18 protein-coding genes are annotated in these 20,083 nt (G+C 70.5%); 7 read left to right on the top strand and 11 right to left on the bottom strand.

Annotated elements, in window-relative coordinates:
* From ACFWM2_RS37315 to ACFWM2_RS37300, 4 genes are all read right to left on the bottom strand, one after another.
* Positions 1-1,453 (bottom strand): hypothetical protein (locus tag ACFWM2_RS37315; protein WP_383289752.1); only part of this gene is annotated, 1,453 nt, incomplete at its 3' end.
* Between the two features lie 100 nt (positions 1,454-1,553).
* Complete coding sequence (locus ACFWM2_RS37310) at positions 1,554-2,516, bottom strand: ABC transporter substrate-binding protein (RefSeq protein WP_383289750.1); 963 nt, start codon at positions 2,514-2,516, stop codon at positions 1,554-1,556.
* 26 nt (positions 2,517-2,542) lie between these two features.
* The gene (locus ACFWM2_RS37305; protein WP_383289747.1) at positions 2,543-3,223 is read right to left on the bottom strand and encodes an ABC transporter permease; all 681 of its coding nucleotides are present in this window, start codon (positions 3,221-3,223) and stop codon (positions 2,543-2,545) included.
* Positions 3,220-3,942 carry an ABC transporter permease gene (locus ACFWM2_RS37300; RefSeq protein WP_383289744.1) on the bottom strand — a complete coding sequence of 241 codons (723 nt, stop codon included), beginning with the start codon at positions 3,940-3,942 and terminating at the stop codon, positions 3,220-3,222. Before ACFWM2_RS37300 ends, ACFWM2_RS37305 begins: the two co-directional genes overlap by 4 nt.
* A gap of 175 nt (positions 3,943-4,117) precedes the next feature.
* On the opposite strand from ACFWM2_RS37300, the gene ACFWM2_RS37295 reads away from it, so the two are divergent.
* Positions 4,118-5,278 carry an ABC transporter ATP-binding protein gene (locus ACFWM2_RS37295; protein ID WP_383289741.1) on the top strand — a complete coding sequence of 387 codons (1,161 nt, stop codon included), beginning with the start codon at positions 4,118-4,120 and terminating at the stop codon, positions 5,276-5,278.
* 32 nt (positions 5,279-5,310) lie between these two features.
* On the opposite strand, the gene ACFWM2_RS37290 is transcribed toward ACFWM2_RS37295, so the two are convergent.
* Positions 5,311-6,438, bottom strand: a complete 1,128-nt coding sequence (locus ACFWM2_RS37290; RefSeq protein ID WP_383289738.1) for an alpha/beta hydrolase — start codon at positions 6,436-6,438, stop codon at positions 5,311-5,313.
* Between the two features lie 225 nt (positions 6,439-6,663).
* Between ACFWM2_RS37290 and ACFWM2_RS37285 the strand changes: the two genes are divergently transcribed.
* The 6 genes from ACFWM2_RS37285 to ACFWM2_RS37260 all read left to right on the top strand — a co-directional run bounded on the left by ACFWM2_RS37285 (position 6,664) and on the right by ACFWM2_RS37260 (position 11,988).
* Positions 6,664-8,469: a phosphatidylglycerol lysyltransferase domain-containing protein gene (locus ACFWM2_RS37285; RefSeq protein WP_383289734.1), complete on the top strand. Its 1,806-nt coding sequence runs from the start codon at positions 6,664-6,666 to the stop codon at positions 8,467-8,469.
* Positions 8,470-8,763: 294 nt separating this feature from the next.
* Positions 8,764-9,753 (top strand): dihydropteroate synthase, encoded by a 990-nt coding sequence (gene folP, locus ACFWM2_RS37280; protein ID WP_383289731.1) that lies wholly within the window; start codon positions 8,764-8,766, stop codon positions 9,751-9,753.
* On the top strand, positions 9,750-10,253 hold the full coding sequence (locus ACFWM2_RS37275; protein ID WP_383289728.1) for a nuclear transport factor 2 family protein: 504 nt from the start codon (positions 9,750-9,752) through the stop codon (positions 10,251-10,253). The genes folP and ACFWM2_RS37275 overlap by 4 nt, the downstream gene beginning before the upstream one ends.
* Positions 10,254-10,488: 235 nt before the next feature.
* Positions 10,489-10,848 carry a dihydroneopterin aldolase gene (gene folB / locus ACFWM2_RS37270; RefSeq protein ID WP_383289725.1) on the top strand — a complete coding sequence of 120 codons (360 nt, stop codon included), beginning with the start codon at positions 10,489-10,491 and terminating at the stop codon, positions 10,846-10,848.
* On the top strand, positions 10,845-11,456 hold the full coding sequence (gene folK / locus ACFWM2_RS37265) for a 2-amino-4-hydroxy-6-hydroxymethyldihydropteridine diphosphokinase (RefSeq protein ID WP_383289722.1): 612 nt from the start codon (positions 10,845-10,847) through the stop codon (positions 11,454-11,456). The genes folB and folK overlap by 4 nt, the downstream gene beginning before the upstream one ends.
* A gap of 46 nt (positions 11,457-11,502) precedes the next feature.
* On the top strand, positions 11,503-11,988 hold the full coding sequence (locus ACFWM2_RS37260; protein WP_383289719.1) for a DUF3180 domain-containing protein: 486 nt from the start codon (positions 11,503-11,505) through the stop codon (positions 11,986-11,988).
* A gap of 204 nt (positions 11,989-12,192) precedes the next feature.
* Here the strand turns inward: ACFWM2_RS37260 and folE are convergent, their stop codons facing one another.
* The 6 genes from folE to dacB form a co-directional block, all read right to left on the bottom strand.
* Positions 12,193-12,798, bottom strand: a complete 606-nt coding sequence (folE, locus tag ACFWM2_RS37255; RefSeq protein ID WP_383289716.1) for a GTP cyclohydrolase I FolE — start codon at positions 12,796-12,798, stop codon at positions 12,193-12,195.
* A gap of 138 nt (positions 12,799-12,936) precedes the next feature.
* Positions 12,937-14,964 carry an ATP-dependent zinc metalloprotease FtsH gene (gene ftsH, locus ACFWM2_RS37250; RefSeq protein ID WP_383289713.1) on the bottom strand — a complete coding sequence of 676 codons (2,028 nt, stop codon included), beginning with the start codon at positions 14,962-14,964 and terminating at the stop codon, positions 12,937-12,939.
* Between the two features lie 198 nt (positions 14,965-15,162).
* Positions 15,163-15,723: a hypoxanthine phosphoribosyltransferase gene (gene hpt, locus ACFWM2_RS37245; protein ID WP_383289770.1), complete on the bottom strand. Its 561-nt coding sequence runs from the start codon at positions 15,721-15,723 to the stop codon at positions 15,163-15,165.
* 53 nt (positions 15,724-15,776) lie between these two features.
* On the bottom strand, positions 15,777-17,009 hold the full coding sequence (gene tilS / locus ACFWM2_RS37240; protein WP_383289710.1) for a tRNA lysidine(34) synthetase TilS: 1,233 nt from the start codon (positions 17,007-17,009) through the stop codon (positions 15,777-15,779).
* Between the two features lie 192 nt (positions 17,010-17,201).
* Positions 17,202-18,329 (bottom strand): zinc-dependent metalloprotease, encoded by a 1,128-nt coding sequence (locus ACFWM2_RS37235; RefSeq protein WP_383289707.1) that lies wholly within the window; start codon positions 18,327-18,329, stop codon positions 17,202-17,204.
* A 153-nt stretch (positions 18,330-18,482) separates the two neighbouring features.
* Complete coding sequence (gene dacB, locus ACFWM2_RS37230; RefSeq protein WP_383289704.1) at positions 18,483-20,036, bottom strand: D-alanyl-D-alanine carboxypeptidase/D-alanyl-D-alanine-endopeptidase; 1,554 nt, start codon at positions 20,034-20,036, stop codon at positions 18,483-18,485.
* Positions 20,037-20,083 lie beyond the last annotated feature (47 nt).

The raw sequence follows: 20,083 nt of genomic DNA, 5'->3' as shown, positions 1-20,083 counted from the left end.
CTTCGAGCGTGGGCGCGGCGGCCACGCGCTCGTGCTCGTCGACCGCCCCGGGCTTCCCCTGGGCCTCGTCCTCCCGCGCACGCTCTCGTCTCGAGCCGGCCTCCGCCGAGTCTGAGCCTGCGGGTACGGGCCCCGGCGTCGCGGAGCCTGCCGGTGCGGACCCTCCCTGCGCCGCAGCGTCCTTCGCCGGTCGGCCGTCCTGCGCGGAACCTTCCGCGACGGTGACGCCCGCGCCGGAACCACCCTGCGCCGGTACGGACTTCGCGGAATGTCCCTCGGCCGAGTCCTTTGAGCCCTTCGCCGGGCCGCTCGCGGAACCCTTCACGGGCCGCTTCGCCGCGCCCTCGGCCGAACGGCCGCCGACTGCCTCGTCCACCACCGCCTCGTCGTCGGCGTCCATCTCGGCATCGGCGTCGGCATCGCTCTCGGCGTCGGCGTCGGCCTCGGCGGCCCCGGCGAACCCTTCCGGCGCCGCCCCGGTCACCCCGGGCTCAACCGTCCCGTGCTCAGCCGTCTCCGTCTCCGCCTCGCTCGTCCCGGCCTCAGCCGTCGCCGATCCCGTCGTCGCGGACTCGGCTGCCACGGACCGATCGCTCACGATCCGGTCCAGCGCCGAATTGGCGCGCAGAAAGAGCGAAGACCCCGCCGGGGAGAAAACATCGGGAGACTCCGGCGCCGATTCGGCACCCGCCGGGCCGGACTCACCGTCCTCCACGACGGATTCGGCCACCGAACCAGCCCCGGCCTCCGGACCGGCCACCGAACCAGCCCCGGCCTCCGGACCGGCCTCCGACCCCTCGGCCACCTCGGCCGCCGGGGCCTCCCCGGTCTTTCCGGACACCTCGGCCGCCGACGACACCGGGGACTTGGCCACGCTCTCGACCCCGCCCCCGGCCTCGGACCCAGACCCAGACCCAGACCCAGACACGGCTTCAGCCTCGGCCGCATCGGACGACGTGTCCGGATCCGTCGCGGATGCAGGCAGCTCCCTGGCCGGAGCCGCCTCTATCGCGAGCAGCCGACGGCCCTCCAGGGCGCTGGCCCGCTCGGTCTCCGCAGTCGCGTACCGCCGCAGCAGTGCCGCGTGTTCGTTGCGCAGGCCGGCCAGCTCCGCGCGCTTGGCGCGCAGCCGCTGCTCAAGCTTGGTGCGCAGCTCGCGCGACTCCTCGAGGTCGGTCTCCAGCTCGGCGACCCGCTCCTCGTAGCGCCACTCGTCGCTCGCCCGGGCGCGCGTGAGGTCCGCGACGCGCTTGCCCGCCGCCAGGTCCCAACGGCGCATGACGACGGAGCCCACGACCGTCGTCAGTGCCGCGGCCGCGGCCAGCACACGGAGCACCAGCTGCTCCGTGAACAGCCAGGGCCCCACGGCGCAGACGAGCGAGACGCCCGCGATCGCCGAAGGAGGCAGCAGCCTGTGCAGAGGCGGGGAATGGCGATGACGTCCACGTGGCATGGCCAGAAACTTACCGCGCGTAGGCGAATCTTGGTGCCCGGCCCGGTAAAAACACAGCCACCCCGCAGCCTTCACACGCCCCGGGCACGAAGATGAGCGCCTACTTCTTGATCAAACCCTTCGACTCCAGATACGCCTTGGCCACATCGGCCTCCTTCTGGCGCTCCGCGTCGACCTTGCGGTTGAGTTCCACAAGGTCGTCAGTGGTGAGGGTGTCGGTCAGCTTGCCGAGGGCATCGGCTATCTCCTGATCGCCGGCGTCCTTCGCGTTCACCACCGGAAGTACGTTGTCCGCGTTCTGGAGCTTCTTGTCGTCGTCCAGGAGGACCAGGTCGAAGTTCTTGAGCGTCGCGTCCGTGGTGGTGGTCAGCACCAGCTGGTCCGTGCCGTTCTTGACCGCCTGCTTGGCCTGGGTCGTACCGACGCCCTTGGGGTCGATGCCCGAGACGTCGATGCCGTACGTCTTCTTCAGACCCGGCGCGCAGAAGGGCCGCGTCTCGCATTCGTCACCGGCCGCGATCTTGACCTTGAGGCCCGATTTCCCCAGGTCCGAAAGGGTCTTGAGGTTGTGCTTCTTCGCGAATTCGGAGCTCACCGCGAACGCGTTCTGGTCGACCGCGTCGCCGGCCGGCAGCACCTTGAGGCCCTTCGGCTCGGCGAGCTTCTCCAGCGCAGCGACCGTGGCGTCGACATCGCTGGAGGCGACGGCCTTCGCCTTGGCGCCGTTCTCCTTCAGGTTGAGGAATTCCGCGAGCGTCGCCGCGTATTCCGGGACGACGTCAATGGCCCCCTTCTCCAGCTGGGGTTCATAGATCTCGCGGTTCTCGACGGTCTGGATCGACGCGCTGTAACCGGCATTGCTCAACACCTGCTTGTAGAGCTCGCCCAGGACCTTCGCCTCGGTGAACCCGGCGGCGCCCACAACGATTTTGCCCTTGCCACCGCCCGACGCCTTGCCCGAGCCGTCGCCCTCCAGGCTGTCCCCGCCGCAGGCGGTGAGGCCCACGGTCAGCGCGCCGACGGCCACCGTCGCGAGCGCAATCCGACGCGTTCTGCTGTTCATCGCTACCCCTATCAAGGATTCGTACGTCATCGCGCCGCGCCTGAGCGCCCACGCATCGGGTCGAAGACCCGTCCCGCCACCACCAGCAAGCCCTCCACCAGCAGTGCGAGCACCGCAACCAACAGGGCGCCCGCGACCACCTGAGGGGTGTTCTGCAGGCTGAACCCGGCCGTGATGATCCGGCCGAGCCCTCCTTCGCCCGCCGCCGCGGCGAGCGTCGCCGTGGCGATGATCTGCACCGTGGCGGAGCGGACGCCGGTCATGATCAGCGGGTACGCGAGCGGCAGTTCGACCTGGCGGAACACCTGGCCACCGCTCATGCCCATCCCCCGCGCCGCCTCCACGACGGACCGGTCCACCTCGCTCATCCCGATGTACGCGTTCGTCAGCAGCGGCGGGACCGCGAAGAGAACCAGCGCGATGAGCGTCGGCAGGTCCCCGTGCCGGCCGAGCGGAGTCAGCGTGAGCAGGACGAGCACGGCCAGCGTGGGCACCGCCCGCCCCACGTTCGAGAGGTTGACGGCCAGCGCGCCCCCCTTGCCGATGTGCCCGAGCCACAGGGCGAGCGGCAGAGCGATCAGACAGGAGACGGCGAGGGCCACCCCACTGAAGTACAGATGCTCGGAGAGGCGGTGCCAGACCCCCTTCTCGCCCTGCCAGTTGCCACCGCCGGCCAGCCAGTCGTACGCACCCGATATCGCGTTCATGCCGCTTCAGCCACCTTCGGGGAAGCCGGGCGCCGCCGTATTCGGGAAGGCCTGGCCGCCCGCGTCCAGGGCGTGAGCAGGCGCTGGAGCCCGAGCAGCAGCAGATCGGCGACCAGGGCGAGCAGCACACAGATGATGGACGCGGTGAGCACCTGCGCCTTGAAGTCGCTGCGCAGCCCGCTGATGATCAGGGTGCCGAGACCGCCGTAGTCGACGATGTATCCGACGGTCGTCAGGGCGACGGTCGAGACCGTGGCGATGCGCACCCCGGCGAGCACCGAGGGGAGCGCCAGGGGCAGTTCGATCTCCCACAGCAGCCGCGCGGAGCCGTATCCCAGGCCGCGGGCGGCCTCGCGGGCCTCCTCCGGGACGGCTTGCAGGCCGGCCAGGATGTTCCGCACGAGGATCGTCAATGAGTACAGGACGAGACCCGTGATCACCAGGGAGGCCGAGAGGCCGAACGCCGGCAGCAGCAGCGAGAACATCGCCAGCGACGGGATCGAGTAGAGGACCGTGGTCAGGCCGAGGATCGGGCCCGCGAAGGCGCCGTACCGCCGCGCGAGCAGCGCGAGCGGGAAGGCCACGATCACTCCGATCACCACCGAGGCGGCCGTGATCCACACGTGCTGCACCGTCGCGTCGATCAGCTCCTGGCTGCGGGAGCGGACGTACTCCCCACAGATCCAGTCGTTGGCCACCAGGCAGTTCTGCTCGCTCACCCCGCCCCACCTCCCCCGAAATCCCCGAACGTATGTCAGTGGACCGCACAGACGCACATGGTTTTGACTTGCTGGCGACCCTAACGCTCGCCACTGACAATGGCCGATAGTCGCCGTACGACCGAAACACTGCATTCACACAACACACCGCTGCTTGCGGCCACAATGGGGAGCCATGATCCGGTTCGAGAACGTCACCAAGCGCTACGCGGACGGCACCACCGCAGTGGACGACCTGTCCTTCGAGGTCGCCGACGGCGAGCTGGTCACGCTGGTCGGCCCCTCGGGCTGCGGCAAGACGACCACGATGAAGATGGTGAACCGGCTCATCGAACCGTCGAGCGGCCGGATATTCGTGGACGGAGACGACATATCGGCCATCGACCCGGTGGAATTGCGCCGTCGTATCGGCTATGTCATCCAGCAGGTCGGCCTCTTCCCGCACAAGACGGTCCTCGACAACACCGCGACCGTCCCGCACCTCCTCGGCGTCAAGCGCGCGAAGGCCCGTGAGCGCGCCGCCGAACTCCTCGACCTGGTCGGCCTCGACCCCTCGGTCTACGGCGACCGCTACCCCGAGCAGCTCTCCGGCGGGCAGCGGCAGCGCGTCGGTGTGGCCCGCGCCCTGGCCGCCGACCCGCCCGTGCTCCTCATGGACGAGCCGTTCGGCGCGGTCGACCCGGTGGTGCGCGAGCACCTGCAGAACGAGTTCCTCAGACTTCAGCAGTCCGTGCGCAAGACCGTTCTGTTCGTCACGCACGACATCGAGGAGGCCGTCCGCCTCGGTGACCGCATCGCCGTCTACGGCGCCGGCCGCATCGAGCAGTTCGACACCCCGTCGGCCGTCCTCGGAGCTCCCGCCACCGGCTATGTAGCCGACTTTGTCGGCGCAGACCGTGGCCTGAAACGGCTGTCCGTGACGCCGATCGAGGAGAGCGACCTCGAACAGCCGCCCGTGGTGCGCCTCGACGACCCGCTGCCCAGGAAGCTCGACGCACGCTGGGCGGTCGTGCTGGACGCCAACGACGACCTGCACGGCTGGATCTCCGCGGACCACGCGCGCGTGCGGACCGGCACGGTTCGCGAGCACGCCCGCCGCATGGAGGCCTGGCTGCCGGTGGGCGCGACCCTGAAGCAGGCATTCGCGACGATGCTCCAGCACGACGCCGGCTGGATCGCCGTCATCGACGAGAACAGCGAGGGCCGCTTCCTGGGCGTCCTCACGCCGGCCCGTCTGCACGAGGCGCTGCGCCGTTCCACGGCCGCGGACGCCCAGGACATCGCCCGCGCGGACGTCGAACTGGAGACCGTGGACAAGGTGGCCGGCGGCCGCTGACGAGCCGCCAGGGGGCCCCGGGACGGCCACGTTCAGCGGTCGCTCAGCCGTCCGCTGATCCACTGCAGCGTCGCCGGGATCTCGCGCCGCCAGGTGTTGAAGTTGTGCCCGCCGCTGTCCAGGATGATCGACGAGATCCGGGTCGGCTTCTTCGACTTCACCAGCTCTATGAACTTCAGGGTGTCGTGGTAGTTGGCCTCGCCCGCCCTGCTGCTGGTGACGAGCAGTGAGGTGTCGGGCGCGGGCCGGTTCCTGAGGTACCACCACAGGTCGGCGCTGTTCTGGAGCGCCTTGTCCCCGCGGAACAGGTCGCCCGTCGTGGGGTCGATCGGCGCCTTGTAGTACGGCGACAGACCCGCCCCCGCGGCGTACGTCTCCGGGTGGTGGACGGCGAGCTTCAGCGCGCAGTAACCGCCCGTCGAGTCCCCGATGATCCCCCAGCTCCCGGGTTTTCTGCCCACCCTGTAGTGGGCCGATACGGCGTCGGGAAGGTCCTTGGCGAAGAACGACTCGGTCTGCGGACCGCCCGGGACGTTCACGCACTCGGTGTCCCTCGGCGGCGCCACGGTCGGCCGCAGCATGACCAGGATCATCGGCTGCATCTTGCCGTTCTTGGCCATCTCGTGCGCCGTCTGCGGATAGTGCAACCCCTTGATGAGGGCCTCGGCGGTGCCCGGATAGCCGGTGAGGATCGCGGCGGCCGGGAACGTACGGGTGCGGTACTGCGCCTGGAAGTACTCCGGGGGCAGATACACGTACGCGGGCGTGGCGATGTGTGTCGTACGGCCGACGATGTCGACCTTCTGGACCTGGCCGCCGATCTGCGGGCGGGAGCCCCCCGACACGTTCACCTGCTGGGTGTCGACCACCTGGAGCGGACCGCCGCCCGCGCCACCGGTGTTGTGGTCGACGACCACGCCCTGACCGCTCTCCTGGCCGAACAGATCCGCCCAGCTGGCGTAGAACCCGAAGGCCTGGTTGGCGGAGAGTCCGATCGAGGCGAAGACCGCCACCTGGGTGGCCAGCAGCAGCCCGACCCGGCCGCCGACCGCCCGCCAGGTGCGCCGGGCCAGCCGGGGCCACCACCACACCGTGCCGACGAACAGCAGCACGGCGGACAACACCGCCAGCACCAGCACCTTGTTGCTCGTGAGACCCATGGGCTCTTCCTGCCTGCGCTTTCCGACCTGGGCTTGCGCCGCTCCTTCGCGAATGCTTGCCCCGGACTTTCCTTGCCTTTTGAAACGGCTTTCCAGAAGGGAGTGAACCTGTCTCCCCGAGACACCGTCCTAGAGGGCGCAATGTCGCCGGATGCCGGATTGGCACCGGATTCAAGGTCTCTCGCAGAACTACGGGATGCGATGTCTGTCAGGATAGATGGGGAAATGTCGGGCGAGGTTCCGAGTCGATCAGGCCGGACACGGCGCATACTCCGTGGCCCGCACCCCGAGGCCGTCCCCGCCCTGGTCGCCAGGGCCTGCACGCTCGTAGGGCTCCTGGACATCGCCGCGGGCGTCTTCCCGCGCTTCCGGCACAGCCGTATGCACACCCTCGCCGAGGTACTGCCCGGCGCGCTGGGCCCGTTCGCCGCCGCGCTGGCACTCAGCACCGGTGTGCTGCTGCTGCTCCTCGCGCACGGTTTGCGCCGTCACAAGCGCCGGGCGTGGCGCGCGGCGGTCGTCCTCCTGCCGGCCGGCGCCGTGGCCCAGTTCGCGTACCGCCATTCGCTCATCGGCGTCGTCATCTCGCTGGCCCTGTTCGCGCCCCTGCTGCGGCACCGGCACGAGTTCGCGGCGCTGCCCGACCCGCGCAGCCGCTGGCGCGCGCTGACCAACTTCGTCCTCATGGGGGCGGGTTCCCTGGCCCTCGGGCTGGTCATCGTCAGCGTGCACTCGGACCGGATGCTCGGCGACCCGAGCCTGGCCGACCGCATCGAGCACGTCCTGTACGGCCTGTGCGGCTTCGAAGGCCCCCTCGACTACGCCGGACCCACCACCTGGACGGTCGCCTTCTCGCTCGGCGCCCTCGGCCTGCTGACCGCCGTCACCACGATCTACCTGGCCTTCCGGCCCGAACATCCGGCCGCGCGCCTCACCCCGGACGACGAGGCCTGGCTGCGCGCCCTGCTGGTCAAGCACGGCGGCCGCGACTCGCTCGGCCACTTCGCGCTCCGCCGCGACAAGGCCGTCGTCTTCTCCCCCAGCGGCAAGGCCGCCGTCACCTACCGCGTCGTCTCCGGTGTGATGCTCGCCAGCGGCGACCCCATCGGCGACGTCGAGGCCTGGCCCGGAGCCATCGAGCGCTTCATGGACGAGGCCAAGGCGCACTCCTGGACGCCCGCCGTCATGGGCTGCTCCGAGACGGGCGGCGAGGTGTGGACCCGCGAAACCGGCCTCGACGCCCTCGAACTGGGCGACGAGGCGGTGGTGGACGTCGCGGATTTCTCCCTGGCCGGGCGCGCGATGCGGAATGTGCGCCAGATGGTGAAACGCATCGAGAGGGCTGGTTACGAGACCCGGGTACGGCGCATCCGTGACCTGGGCGAAGGCGAGCTCGACCGGATACGGCGGGCAGCGGAGGCCTGGCGCGGCACGGATACCGAACGCGGCTTCTCCATGGCGCTCGGGCGCATCGGCGACCCCTCGGACGGCGACTGTCTCATCGCCACCGCGCACAAGGCGGACGCCGAGCCCGGCCCGTACGGCGACTTGAAGGCCGTCCTCCACTTCGTCCCGTGGGGCACCGACGGGGTCTCCCTCGACCTCATGCGGCGCGACCGCGCGGCCGACCCCGGGATGAACGAACTCCTCATCGTGGCCGCCCTCCAGGCGGCGCCCCGGCTGGGCGTGGCGCAGGTGTCCCTCAACTTCGCGATGTTCCGCTCGGCCCTGGCCCGCGGCGAGAAGATCGGTGCGGGCCCGGTGCTGCGTGCCTGGCGCGGGCTGCTGGTCTTCCTCTCCCGCTGGTTCCAGATCGAGTCCCTGTACAAGTTCAACGCGAAGTTCCGCCCCCGGTGGGAGCCCCGCTTCGTCGTCTACCGCTCCTCCCGCGACCTGCCGCGCATCGGGCTCGCGGCCATGCAGGCCGAGGGGTTCGTGAACCTCGCCCTGCCCCGGCTGCTGCGCCGCCGGCCGCCGGCTCCCCGACGGTGCACGCACGCGACGGCGGAACGCGGCGTCAGGGCTGCCTAGCCCCCGCGAACAGGCCTGAGCGAGAACTCCCGCCCCAGCCCCGGGGGTCTCGCTCAGGCCGCACACGCAAGGAGCCCGCCGGGGGTCACTCAGACCGCACGCGCAAGGAGCCCGCCGGTCGTCGTTCAGGCCGCACACGCAAGGCACCCTCCGGCCGTCGCTCAGGCCGCACACGCAAGGGACCCGCCGGTCGTCGCTCAGGCCGCGCGCCGAAAGCCCCGTCGGGCAGCCCCGGGCGCACGCCCGTCCTGCCTGGGCGACCGGCCGCACCCACCAGAGGCCTAGGCTGGGCGTATGAGCACGAAGAGCGGGCGCGGCCAAGTGGCGGGGCTGCCGACATGGGACCGCTGCGCGGTCATGGGGGTCGTCAATGTGACGCCCGATTCCTTCTCGGACGGCGGCCACTGGTTCGACACGACGGCCGCCGTCAAGCACGGCCTCGACCTGGTCACCGAAGGCGCGGACCTCGTCGACGTCGGCGGCGAGTCGACCCGCCCCGGCGCGACCCGCGTCGACGAGGCGGAGGAGCTGCGGCGCGTCCTCCCCGTGGTCCGCGGACTCGCCTCCGAAGGCGTCACCGTCTCCGTGGACACCATGCGCGCCTCCGTCGCCGAGCGGGCACTCGCCGCCGGAGCCGCCCTGGTGAACGACGTCAGCGGCGGCCTCGCCGACCCCGCGATGATCCCGGTCGTCGCGGCCGCGGGCGCCCCCTTCGTGGTCATGCACTGGCGCGGCTTCCTGGCGGGCGGCACTGTCCGGGGGACGTACGAGGACGTCGTCTCCGAAGTCGTCGACGAACTGCACGCACGCGTGGAGGCCGTTCTGGCGGGCGGCATCGCCCCCGACCGGATCGTCGTCGACCCCGGTCTCGGCTTCTCCAAGGAGGCCGACCACGACCTGACGCTGCTGGCCCACCTCGACCGCCTGCGCACGCTGGGCCACCCGCTGCTCGTCGCCGCCTCCCGCAAGCGTTTCCTCGGCCGGGTGCTGGCGGGCCCCGAGGGCGCCCCACCGCCCGCCCGTGAACGCGACGCCGCCACCGCCGCCGTCTCCGCGCTCGCCGCCCAGCAGGGCGCATGGGCCGTCCGCGTCCACGAAGTGCGGGCCACGGCCGACGCGGTCCGGGTGGCCCGGGCGGTCGAAGGAGCCCGCGCCGACGGCACCCGGGCCCCGGCACCGGGCGCGCGGGTGCCCGCGGCGGACCCCGGAGCCGCCGGCGCGGGCACCGGCCTTCGCGCCCAGGCCGTCCGCCCGCACGAGCGGGGCGGAGAGGGAGACCGGTGAGCGCGCCCCATACCGACGTCGAGCAGGTCGAACTCGCCAACACCGCGTTCTACGAAGCGTTGGAGCGGGGCGACTTCGACGCCCTGTCTGCGCTCTGGCTCACGCCGGCCGACCTCGGCCACGACGAGGACGTCCACGACCCGGCGGACGCCGCCGTGATCTCCTGCGTCCACCCCGGCTGGCCCGTGCTCTTCGGCCGCGGCGAGGTCCTCAGGTCGTACGCGCTGATCATGGCGAACACCGAGTACATCCAGTTCTTCCTCACCGACGTCCATGTCTCCGTCACCGGTGACACGGCCCTGGTGACCTGTACCGAGAACATCCTCAGCGGCGGCCCCCCGCCGGACGACAGCGACGAACTCGGTCCGCTCGTCGGCCAGCTGGTCGTCGCCACGAATGTGTTCCATCGCACACCCGACGGCTGGAAGCTCTGGTCGCACCACGCCTCACCGGTGCTCACCGAGTCCGGTGACGACGACGGGGACGACACACCCGGCTGAGTGGGCCCGCGCCGGGGAGTGGTTGGAATCACGCACCCTGGGTAGGGGCGGCTACCAACCCGCGAGCCGTCGTGTTCCCCAAGGGAAACGCCCGATGAGGCCTGCCGCCTTCGTGCGGGTGCCCGCCCCCGTGGCCGGGCACTGTCAGTGCTCGCAGGTAGATTCGTTCGAGGCTGGTGCGCCGACCGCACTCGGTGACCACCCGCCGCTACCGACGATTGCAGGAGTGATTCGCGTGGATCGTGTCGCGCTGCGCGGCCTCAAGGCCCGTGGGAACCACGGCGTCTTCCCCAGGGAGCGCGAAGAGGGCCAGACCTTCATCGTGGACCTGGCGCTGGGCCTGGACACCCGACCGGCCGCGGCCGACGACGACCTGACGAAGACCGTGCACTACGGCATCGTGGCGGAAGAGGTCGTGGCCGTGGTCCAGGGCGAGCCCGTCGATCTCATCGAGACGCTCGCCGAGCGCATCGCCCAGGCATGCCTGAAGCACGAAGGCGTCCAGGAGGTCGAGGTCTGCGTCCACAAACCGGACGCGCCGATCACGGTCCCCTTCGACGACGTGACCGTCACCATCACCCGGAGCCGAGTATGACCGCCTTCTTCACCGGGGGTCAGAGCGACCCGACCGTACAGCCGGTGCCCTCGTCCGTGGTCGAGCGGGTGGACGCCGCCGACACGACCCTGCACAACCCCAAGCGAGCGGTGATCTCCCTCGGCTCGAACCTGGGCAATCGCCTGGAGACCCTCCAGGGCGCCATCGACGCCCTGGAGGACACCCCGGGCGTGCGCATCAAAGCGGTCTCCCCCGTCTACGAGACCGAGCCGTGGGGAGTGGAGCCGGACAGCCAGCCGAGCTACTACAACGCGGTCGTGGTCCTCAAGACCACCCTGCCGCCCTCCTCGCTCCTGGAGCGCGCGCACGCGGTCGAGGAGGCCTTCAACCGCGTACGCGACGAGCGATGGGGCCCGCGCACGATCGACGTGGACATCGTGACGTACGCCGATGTCGTCTCCGACGACCCGGTGCTGACGCTCCCTCACCCGCGCGCCCACGAGCGGGCCTTCGTCCTCGCCCCCTGGCACGATGTGGACCCCGAGGCGCAGCTGCCCGGCCGCGGCCCGGTGGCCCAGCTCCTCGGCACGGTCACCCGGGACGGTGTCGCGCCCCGCGCCGATCTGGAACTCCGGCTGCCCGAGTAGTCGTTAAGGTCAAGACGACCAGAGGCCGGCTTACCGAAGGGGCAATGTGAAAGAGCTGCGCATCAGGACGCTGGCCGCCGTGTTCATCGTGGCCGGCGTCCTGTCCTGGGCAGGCGCCCGCCTGTGGAACGCGGTGGGCACGCTCCCCCGGGTCCCCCTGGCCGCCCCCATCGTCCTGGCGCTGATCGCCGTAGTCCTGCTGGCCACGGCGCTCTCGCTGCGCGCTCGTCTCAAGGCCCAGCGCGAGCGCCGCCCCGGTGCCAAGGGCGTCGACCCGCTGATGGCGGCCCGCGCCGTCGTCTTCGGCCAGGCGAGCGCACTGGTGGCCGCCCTGGTCGCCGGCATGTACGGCGGCACGGGCGCCTTCCTGCTCGAATCGCTGGAGATCCCGTCCCGCCGCGACCAGGCGATCTACGCCGGTTTCTCGGTCGTGGCCGGCATCGCTGTCATAGCGGCCGCCTTCTTCCTGGAGCGCGTCTGCAAGCTCCCGGAGGACGACGACGAGAACGGCGGCACGGCCCCGGCTGCATAGGGATGCGGGTTACCAGGCCTGGCCCGGGTTGATTGCCAGTCGTGCGCGGCACAGCTTGCTCGCGGGCGTCCACGCGAGGACGGTTCCCTCCACGTCCCTCGCGTGGACCCTGCTTGCTGGGCGGCCGCACCCCGTCACGATCCCCCTTGATCAGCGATCAACACCACTCATCAAGGACCGTATTGGGCACCACTGACGATCTGGTCAGCGCGCCATTATCAGGCTCATTGCCTCAGCGCGGGTCGTCGCATCGCGAAGCTGCCCGCGCACCGCTGATGTAGTGGTCTTCGCACCAGGCTTGCGGATGCCTCGCACCGACATGCACATGTGTTCGGCCTCAATGACGACAATGGCGCCACGCGCCTCAAGAATCCGCATCAGCGAGTCGGCGACCTGCGTGGTCAGCCGTTCCTGCACCTGGGGTCGCCGAGCGAAGACCTCGACAAGCCGAGCCAGCTTCGAAAGCCCCGTGATCTTGCCGCTTTCAGCCGGGATGTACCCGACATGCGCCACGCCATGGAACGGCAGAAGGTGATGTTCGCACAAAGATACGATTTCGATGTCCTTCACCAGGACCATCTCGTCGTGCCCCAGGTCGAACGTCGTCGTCAGGACGTCCTCAGGCTGTTGCCGCAGGCCCGCGAAGAGCTCCTTGTACGCCCGGGCCACCCGCCCCGGCGTGTCGCGGAGGCCCTCGCGTTCGGGGTCCTCGCCGACCGCGATGAGCAGCTCGCGAATGGCGTCCTCGGCGCGCTTCTGGTCGAACTCGCCGATCGTGCCCTCGCCGTCCAGCGTCACGGGGTCGGTCATCTGATCCTCGTTCCTGTGCCTCTCGCGCCCTGGGTCAGCGCGTCGAACTGCGGACATACCAAAACGCCGCGCCCCCCAGGCTAGAACCTGAGGGGCGCGGCATCCATTCCGGGCCTGGTGAGGACACCGGGAGCCGGATCAGCTCTCGGTGCGATCCTCCGGAGCCTGCTCCGTCGCCGGGACGGACTCCGTCGCGGTGGCGATGGCCGGCGTCGCGCCGTTCGCCCCGTTCGTCAGTGAGAGCTCCTTGGGGGAGAGCACCGGCGGACGGGTGGACGGCGCGCGCCGGGAGGAACCGGTCCACGCGGGGCGGGCCGGGCGCTTGATGATGGGAGCGAAGACCTCGGCGATCTGCTCCTTGCTCAGCGTCTCCTTCTCCAGCAGCTGGAGCACCAGCGCGTCGAGCACGTCGCGGTTCTCGACCAGGATCTCCCAGGCCTCGTTGTGCGCGTTCTCGATGAGCTTCTTGACCTCTTCGTCGACGAGCGCGGCCACCTCTTCCGAGTAGTCGCGCGGATGCGACATCTCCCGGCCCAGGAAGGGCTCGGTGTTGTCGCCGCCGAACTTGATCGCGCCGAGACGCTCGGTCATGCCGTACTGCGTGACCATCGCGCGGGCCGTTGTGGTGGCCTTCTCGATGTCGTTCGCAGCACCGGTGGTCGGGTCGTGGAAGACGAGCTCCTCGGCCGCGCGGCCGCCCAGCATGTACGCGAGCTGGTCCAGCATCTCGTTGCGCGTCGTGGAGTACCTGTCCTCGTCCGGCAGGACCATCGTGTAGCCGAGGGCACGGCCGCGCGACAGGATCGTGATCTTGTGGACCGGATCCGAGTTCGGAGACGCCGCCGCGACCAGGGCGTGACCGCCCTCGTGGTACGCGGTGATCTTCTTCTCCTTGTCGGACATGATCCGGGTCCGCTTCTGCGGGCCCGCGACCACACGGTCGATCGCCTCGTCGAGCATGTTGTTGTCGATCAGCTTCTGGTTGCTGCGCGCCGTGAGGAGCGCCGCTTCGTTCAGCACGTTCGCCAGGTCCGCACCGGTGAAGCCCGGCGTACGCCGTGCGACCGCCGACAGGTCGACGTCCGGGGCGACCGGCTTGCCCTTCTGGTGGACCTTGAGGATCTCCAGACGGCCCTGCATGTCCGGACGGTCGACCGCGATCTGGCGGTCGAAGCGGCCGGGGCGCAGCAGAGCCGGGTCGAGGATGTCGGGCCGGTTCGTGGCGGCGATCAGGATGACGCCGCCCTTCACGTCGAAGCCGTCCATCTCGACGAGCAGCTGGTTCAGCGTCTGCTCGCGCTCGTCGTGACCGCCGCCGAGGCCGGCGCCGCGATGGCGGCCGACCGCGTCGATCTCGTCGACGAAGACGATCGCCGGGGCGTTCGCCTTGGCCTGCTCGAAGAGGTCACGCACTCGGGAGGCACCGACACCGACGAACATCTCGACGAAGTCGGAACCGGAGATCGAGTAGAAGGGGACGCCCGCCTCACCCGCGACAGCACGCGCGAGCAGCGTCTTGCCCGTACCGGGAGGCCCGTAAAGGAGCACACCCTTGGGGATCTTCGCCCCGACTGCCTGGAACTTCGCCGGCTCCTGGAGGAACTCCTTGATCTCGTGGAGCTCCTCGACCGCCTCGTCCGAGCCCGCGACGTCCGAGAACGTCGTCTTCGGGGTGTCCTTGGTGATGAGCTTCGCCTTGGACTTCCCGAAGTTCATGACCCGGGAGCCGCCGCCCTGCATCTGATTCATCAGGAACAGGAACACGACGACGATGAGGACGAAGGGCAGCAGAGACAGCAGGATCCCGACGAACGGGTTCTGCTTGGACGGCGAGACGGTGTAGCCGTCGGGGATCTGCTTGCTCTCGAACTTGTTCTGCAGGGTGCCGGCGAGATTCACACCCTGGTCACCGATGTAGCTCGCCTGGATCTTCGAGCTGCCTTGGACCTTCTCGCCATCCTTGAGAGAGGCCTTGATGATCTGTTCGTCGCCAGTGGTGATCTTGGCCGACTCGACCTTGTTCTCATTGATCGCCTGGACGACCTGGCCGGTGTCCACTGTCTTGTAGCCGCCGGACGAGCCGACGACCTGCATCAACACGACCACGGCAAGGACGGCCAGCACGATCCACATGACCGGCCCACGGAAGTATCGCTTCACGTCCATCCATACGGAGCGGAACCGCCCCGTCCCTCCTGCCATAGTGAGTTTGACAAAGACTTATAAAGACTGTTCTTCGGACGGTACCCCAGCATTGTCACCCGAAGCCGCAGGGGGCGGCCGACAATCCCGTCTACGCATGCTCCAACGGCGCGAACGCCGCTGGGGTTCCCGATCTTCTTACGAGGACCGGGACCCTGCGGTTCAGCCGCCGTAGACGTGGGGCGCGAGCGTACCGACGAACGGGAGGTTCCGGTACTTCTCGGCGTAGTCGAGGCCGTAGCCGATGACGAACTCGTTCGGGATGTCGAAGCCGACCCACTCCACGTCGATCGCGACCTTGGCCGCCTCCGGCTTGCGCAGCAGCGTGCACACCTTGAGGGAGGCCGGCTCGCGAGAGCCGAGGTTGGAGATCAGCCAGGACAGGGTGAGTCCCGAGTCGATGATGTCCTCGACGATGAGAACGTGCTTGCCCTTGATGTCGGTGTCGAGGTCCTTGAGGATCCGCACCACACCGGAGGACTGCGTGCCCGCGCCGTACGAGGACACGGCCATCCAGTCCATGGTGACGGGGGTGGACAGGGCCCGCGCCAGGTCCGCCATGACCATCACCGCGCCCTTGAGGACTCCGACGATCAGCAGATCCTTGCCCGCGTACTCCGCGTCGATCTTCGCGGCCAGCTCGCCCAGCTTCGCGTCGATCTCTTCCTTGGTGATGAGCACCGACTGAAGGTCGGTGCCCATGTCTTTCGCGTCCACCCGCATCACTTTCGGTCGTCCCACCGGCTGCCCGACCCCTCCCCGGAGGGGGGTGGGATTCAGCCTTGCCGAATCACCAGTCTGCCACCCTGCCGCTGAGCGACGACCTTGCCCGGGAGATTGATGGCTCCCTGGCCGCGCCAGCCGGTGATCAGCCGGTCGATCTCCTCGATGTGACGGGCGAACAGCGAACCGGCCGGGGCGCCCGCCTCGATGGCGGCGCGGCGCAGGATGCGACGGCGCACGGCGGGCGGCAGGGCGTAGAGCTTGGCGCACTCCAGGAGGCCCGCCGCGTCGCGTACGGAGGCCTCGGCCTGCCGGGCCCAGGCGTCGAGGGCGTCGGCGTCGTCGCGGGAGAGCTGGGCCGTACGGGCGAGTGCCTCGACGACGCCCTTGCCGAGCGCCTTCTCCAGCGCGGGCAGGCCCTCGTGGCGCAGCCGGGAGCGGGTGTAGGCCGGGTCGGCGTTGTGCGGGTCGTCCCAGACGGGCAGCGACTGGGCCATGCACGCCTTGCGGGCGGTCTGCCGGTCCAGGTGCAGGAACGGGCGCCGGTAACGGCGGGCGGCCCCCGGGCCCCCGGAAACAGCCGCCATTCCGGACAGGGAGCGGATGCCGGAGCCGCGGGCGAGGCCGAGCAGGACGGTCTCGGCCTGGTCGTCGCGGGTGTGGCCGAGCAGGATCGCGACGGCTCCGTGGCGCTCCGCGGCGGCGTCCAGGGCGGCGTACCGGGCGTCGCGGGCGGCGGCCTCGGGCCCGCCGTCGCGGCCGACGGTGACGGCGATGGACTCGGCGGGGGCCAGGCCCAGCTCGGTGAGGCGCAGCACGACCTCGTCGGCGCGCAGATCGGAGCCGGGCTGCAGACCGTGGTCGACGGTGACGCCACCGGCGCGGATGCCGAGTTTCGGGGCTTCGAAGGCGAGGGCGGAGGCGAGCGCCATGGAGTCGGCGCCGCCGGAGCACGCGACGAGCACGAGCGGCGTCGACGGCTGCTCGTGCGGGGCGTCCAGCGAGGCGTCGGGGGACGTACGCCGGGAGGCGGGGGCGGGCACGCGCTCACTGCCGGGAGCGGCTGTGCGCCCGGCGTGCGGGACTTGGGCCCGCCCGGCGTCGGGAGCGACGGCGCGTCCGGCGTCGGAGGCGACGGCGCGTCCGGCGTCGAGGGCAGGCATGAGCGCCGCGCCGGGAGCGGGCAGGCGCGCGGTGTCGGGGGCAGGGGCGTGTTCGGTCAGGATGTCGTGGAGTACGCGGCGAACCGCCAGGCGTATCGCCGCGACCGCAGGATGGGGACCCATGTCCGGTTCCCTTCATGAAGTTTTCGGGGGGTGAGCCCGGGATCGGTCACTCAGAGTGTGTAGATGGTGACAGAACCGGGCCGTTCCCCGAGCATTGCACGCCTACCCATCGCTCACGGTCCCTCGGACGGGTGATTGGAGGGGCGTTCACCTGCCGTCGGCCGGATTCGTTTCACGACCCTTCCGCAAGGCTCACGAGTCCGTCTTGCGATGCACCCGCGCGACCCAGTCCGCCGGTTTGGCGATCTCCGCCTTGGTCGGGAGAGTGTTCGGGGAGGTCCACACCCGGTTGAAGCCGTCCATGCCGACCTGCTCGACGACCCCGCGCACGAACCGCTCGCCGTCCCGGTACTGCCGGAGCTTGGCGTCCAGGCCCAGCAGCTTGCGCAGCGCCAGGTCCAGGCGGGAGGCGCCCTTGGCGCGGCGCTGCTGGAACTTCTCGCGGATCTCGCCCACGGACGGGACGACGGAGGGCCCGACACCGTCCATGACGAAGTCGGCATGGCCTTCGAGCAGCGACATCACCGCGGTGAGACGGGCGAGGATCTCGCGCTGGGCGGGCGTCTGCACCAGTTCCACGAGGGAGCGTCCGCCGTCCTCGTCCTCCTCGCCCTCGGGGCGTCCGCCCGCGAAGGACTGGGCGGCTTCCCTGATCCGCTCGAGGACGGTCATGGGGTCGACCTCGGTCTCTCCCAAGAAAGACTGGATTTCGCCCTCGAGGTGGTCGCGCAGCCAGGGCACCGCCGTGAACTGCGTGCGGTGCGTCTCCTCGTGCAGGCAGACCCAGAGGCGGAAGTCGTGCGGTTCCACGTCGAGTTCGCGCTCCACGTGCACGATGTTCGGCGCGACGAGGAGGAGCCTGCCGCCGCCGTTCTCCCCGGCGGGCAGCTCCCTGGTCGCGGGGGCGAAGGTCTCGTACTGGCCGAGGACCCTCGACGACAGGAACGACAGCAGCATGCCCAGCTCGACGCCGGTGACCTTGCCGCCGACGGCGCCGAACACGGCTCCGCCGGGAGTACTGCCGCGCCGCTCCTGCATCTTGTCCAAAAGAGGCTTCAGGAGCTCCCGGAACCCGGCGACGTTCGCCCGGACCCAGCCGGGACGGTCGACGACGAGTACGGGGGTGTCGTGCACTCCGTTCTCACCCATACGAGTAAAGCCCCGGACGTGTTCCTCCGAGGCTTTCGCGTGCCGGCGCAGCTCCGCGACGACGGCCCGCGCCTCGTCGCGACTCACCTCGGGGCCCGGCCGTACCAGCCGGGTCGCGGTCGCCACCGCGAGATTCCAGTCGACCATCTCGGCACCACCGATGCTCGTCATGCGTCAACCGTACGTGAGCGCGTCCGAGTGCGGTGAGGGGTACGGCAGCGGGTGTGCTTCCGCCCGGGGGCCCGGCGGGGCCGCTGATGCCCCCGGGGCGGCAGGGTCCCAGGGGCCGGCCGCCGACGCGGAAGGGGGCCGGCCGGGGCGCGGCTACCGGCAGCCGCAGGCCGCCAGCGCCGCCGCCGTACGGTCCAGGGCGGCCTGGGCCGTGGTGCGATCCGTCGTGCCGGAGGCGAGGAACGCGAAGGCCAGGAGCCGCCCCTCGGTGTCGACGACCGTGCCGGCCAGGGCGTTGACGCCGGTCAGGGTGCCGGTCTTGGCGCGTACGACGCCGGTGGCGGTGCGGTCCGCGCCCGCCGCGTAGCGCTCGCTGAGGGTGCCCGTGAAGCCGGCCACCGGGAGGCCGGTGAGGACGGGACGCAGTTCGGGGTGGCCGGGGTCGCCGGCCTTGGTGAGGAGCGCGGTCAGCAGGTCCGCCGAGAGCCGGTCCTCCCGGTTCAGTCCGCTGCCGTCCGCGAACGCGGCGCCGTCCAGCGGGAGTCCGAGCTTCTTCAGCTGGGCGCGGATCCCGGCCGCGCCGCCCTCGAAGCTCGCCTTCTCGCCCGAGGCGAGGCCGACCTGCCGGGCCAGTGCCTCGGCGATGTCGTTGTCGCTGTTGGTCAGCATCCGCTCGACCAGGGCGGACAGCGGCGGGGACTGGACCTCGGCCAGGGTCTTGGAGCGGCCCGTGGCCTTGGAGGGACCGGGCGCGCTCGTCTTGATGCCCCGCGCCTTCAGCAGGTCGCCGAACTTCCGGGCCGCGTCCGCCGCGGGGTCGGGGCTGCGGCCGACGGCACCACTGGCCGAGTCGTCGAGCCGGCCTTCGTCGACCATCAGGGCGGTGACCTGGGCGAGGTTGCCGTCCACCCCGCTCGGCGGCTGACCGGAACCCGCGTACAGCGAGGTGTCGTACGAGAGGGTCACCTCCGTCGTCCCCCGCTTCTTCAGGGCGGCCGCGGTCTCGTCGGCCAGATCTGACAGGCTCGCCCAGCCCTTCGCGTCCTTGTGGGCCGTCAGCGTCGGGTCGCCGCCGCCGACGAGCACGACCTCCTTGGTGTCGGGCTCCAGGGCCGCGCGGGTGGTGATGCGGTGGTCGGCGCCGGGCGCCGTGAGCGCGGCGACGGCCGTGGCGATCTTCGTGGTGGAGGCGGGGGTCAGCGGGTCGCCGGGGCCCATGCCGTACAGGCGCTTGCCGGTGGCGACGTCGACGACCACGGCGGTGTGCCGGGTGCCGAGCGAGGGGTCCTTGAGGAGCGGGTCGAGCACGTCGCCGAGCGCCTTCTCGGCGGGCGGAGGCACCGAACCGGCGGCGCCGCCGAGCCCGGCCAGGACGGAGGCGGCGCTGGGCGCCGGCCGCGGCCCGTTCGGCGACGTACCGGAATTACGTCCGTGATCTGCGCCACCCTCACCGGCCCGCGATGCGGCCCAGTCACGCTCCGCCGTACGCTGACCCGAGGAGTCCCAGGGGCCGGCGGCGGCCACCGCCCCGGCCGCGAGCGCCAGGCCCACGGTGGCGGCGACCGCTGTGAGCTGCGGTGTTGTGACTTTCACGGGACGCGTCCGGACCGCTCGGGTGACCCGCACCACATGCGGTTTCACCGATCGCGCGACCCGCACGACATGCGGTCTCGCGGCCCGCCAAACCCTCAGCTCTGGCACGAGCACCAGCCCCTTTCGCGATCACACACCTGCGTGAGGGACACTTAATCACC

It is taken from the genome of Streptomyces sp. NPDC058371 (genome assembly GCF_042723265.1).
Lineage (GTDB): Bacteria > Actinomycetota > Actinomycetes > Streptomycetales > Streptomycetaceae > Streptomyces.
This window is presented reverse-complemented; position numbering and strand designations above follow the sequence as displayed.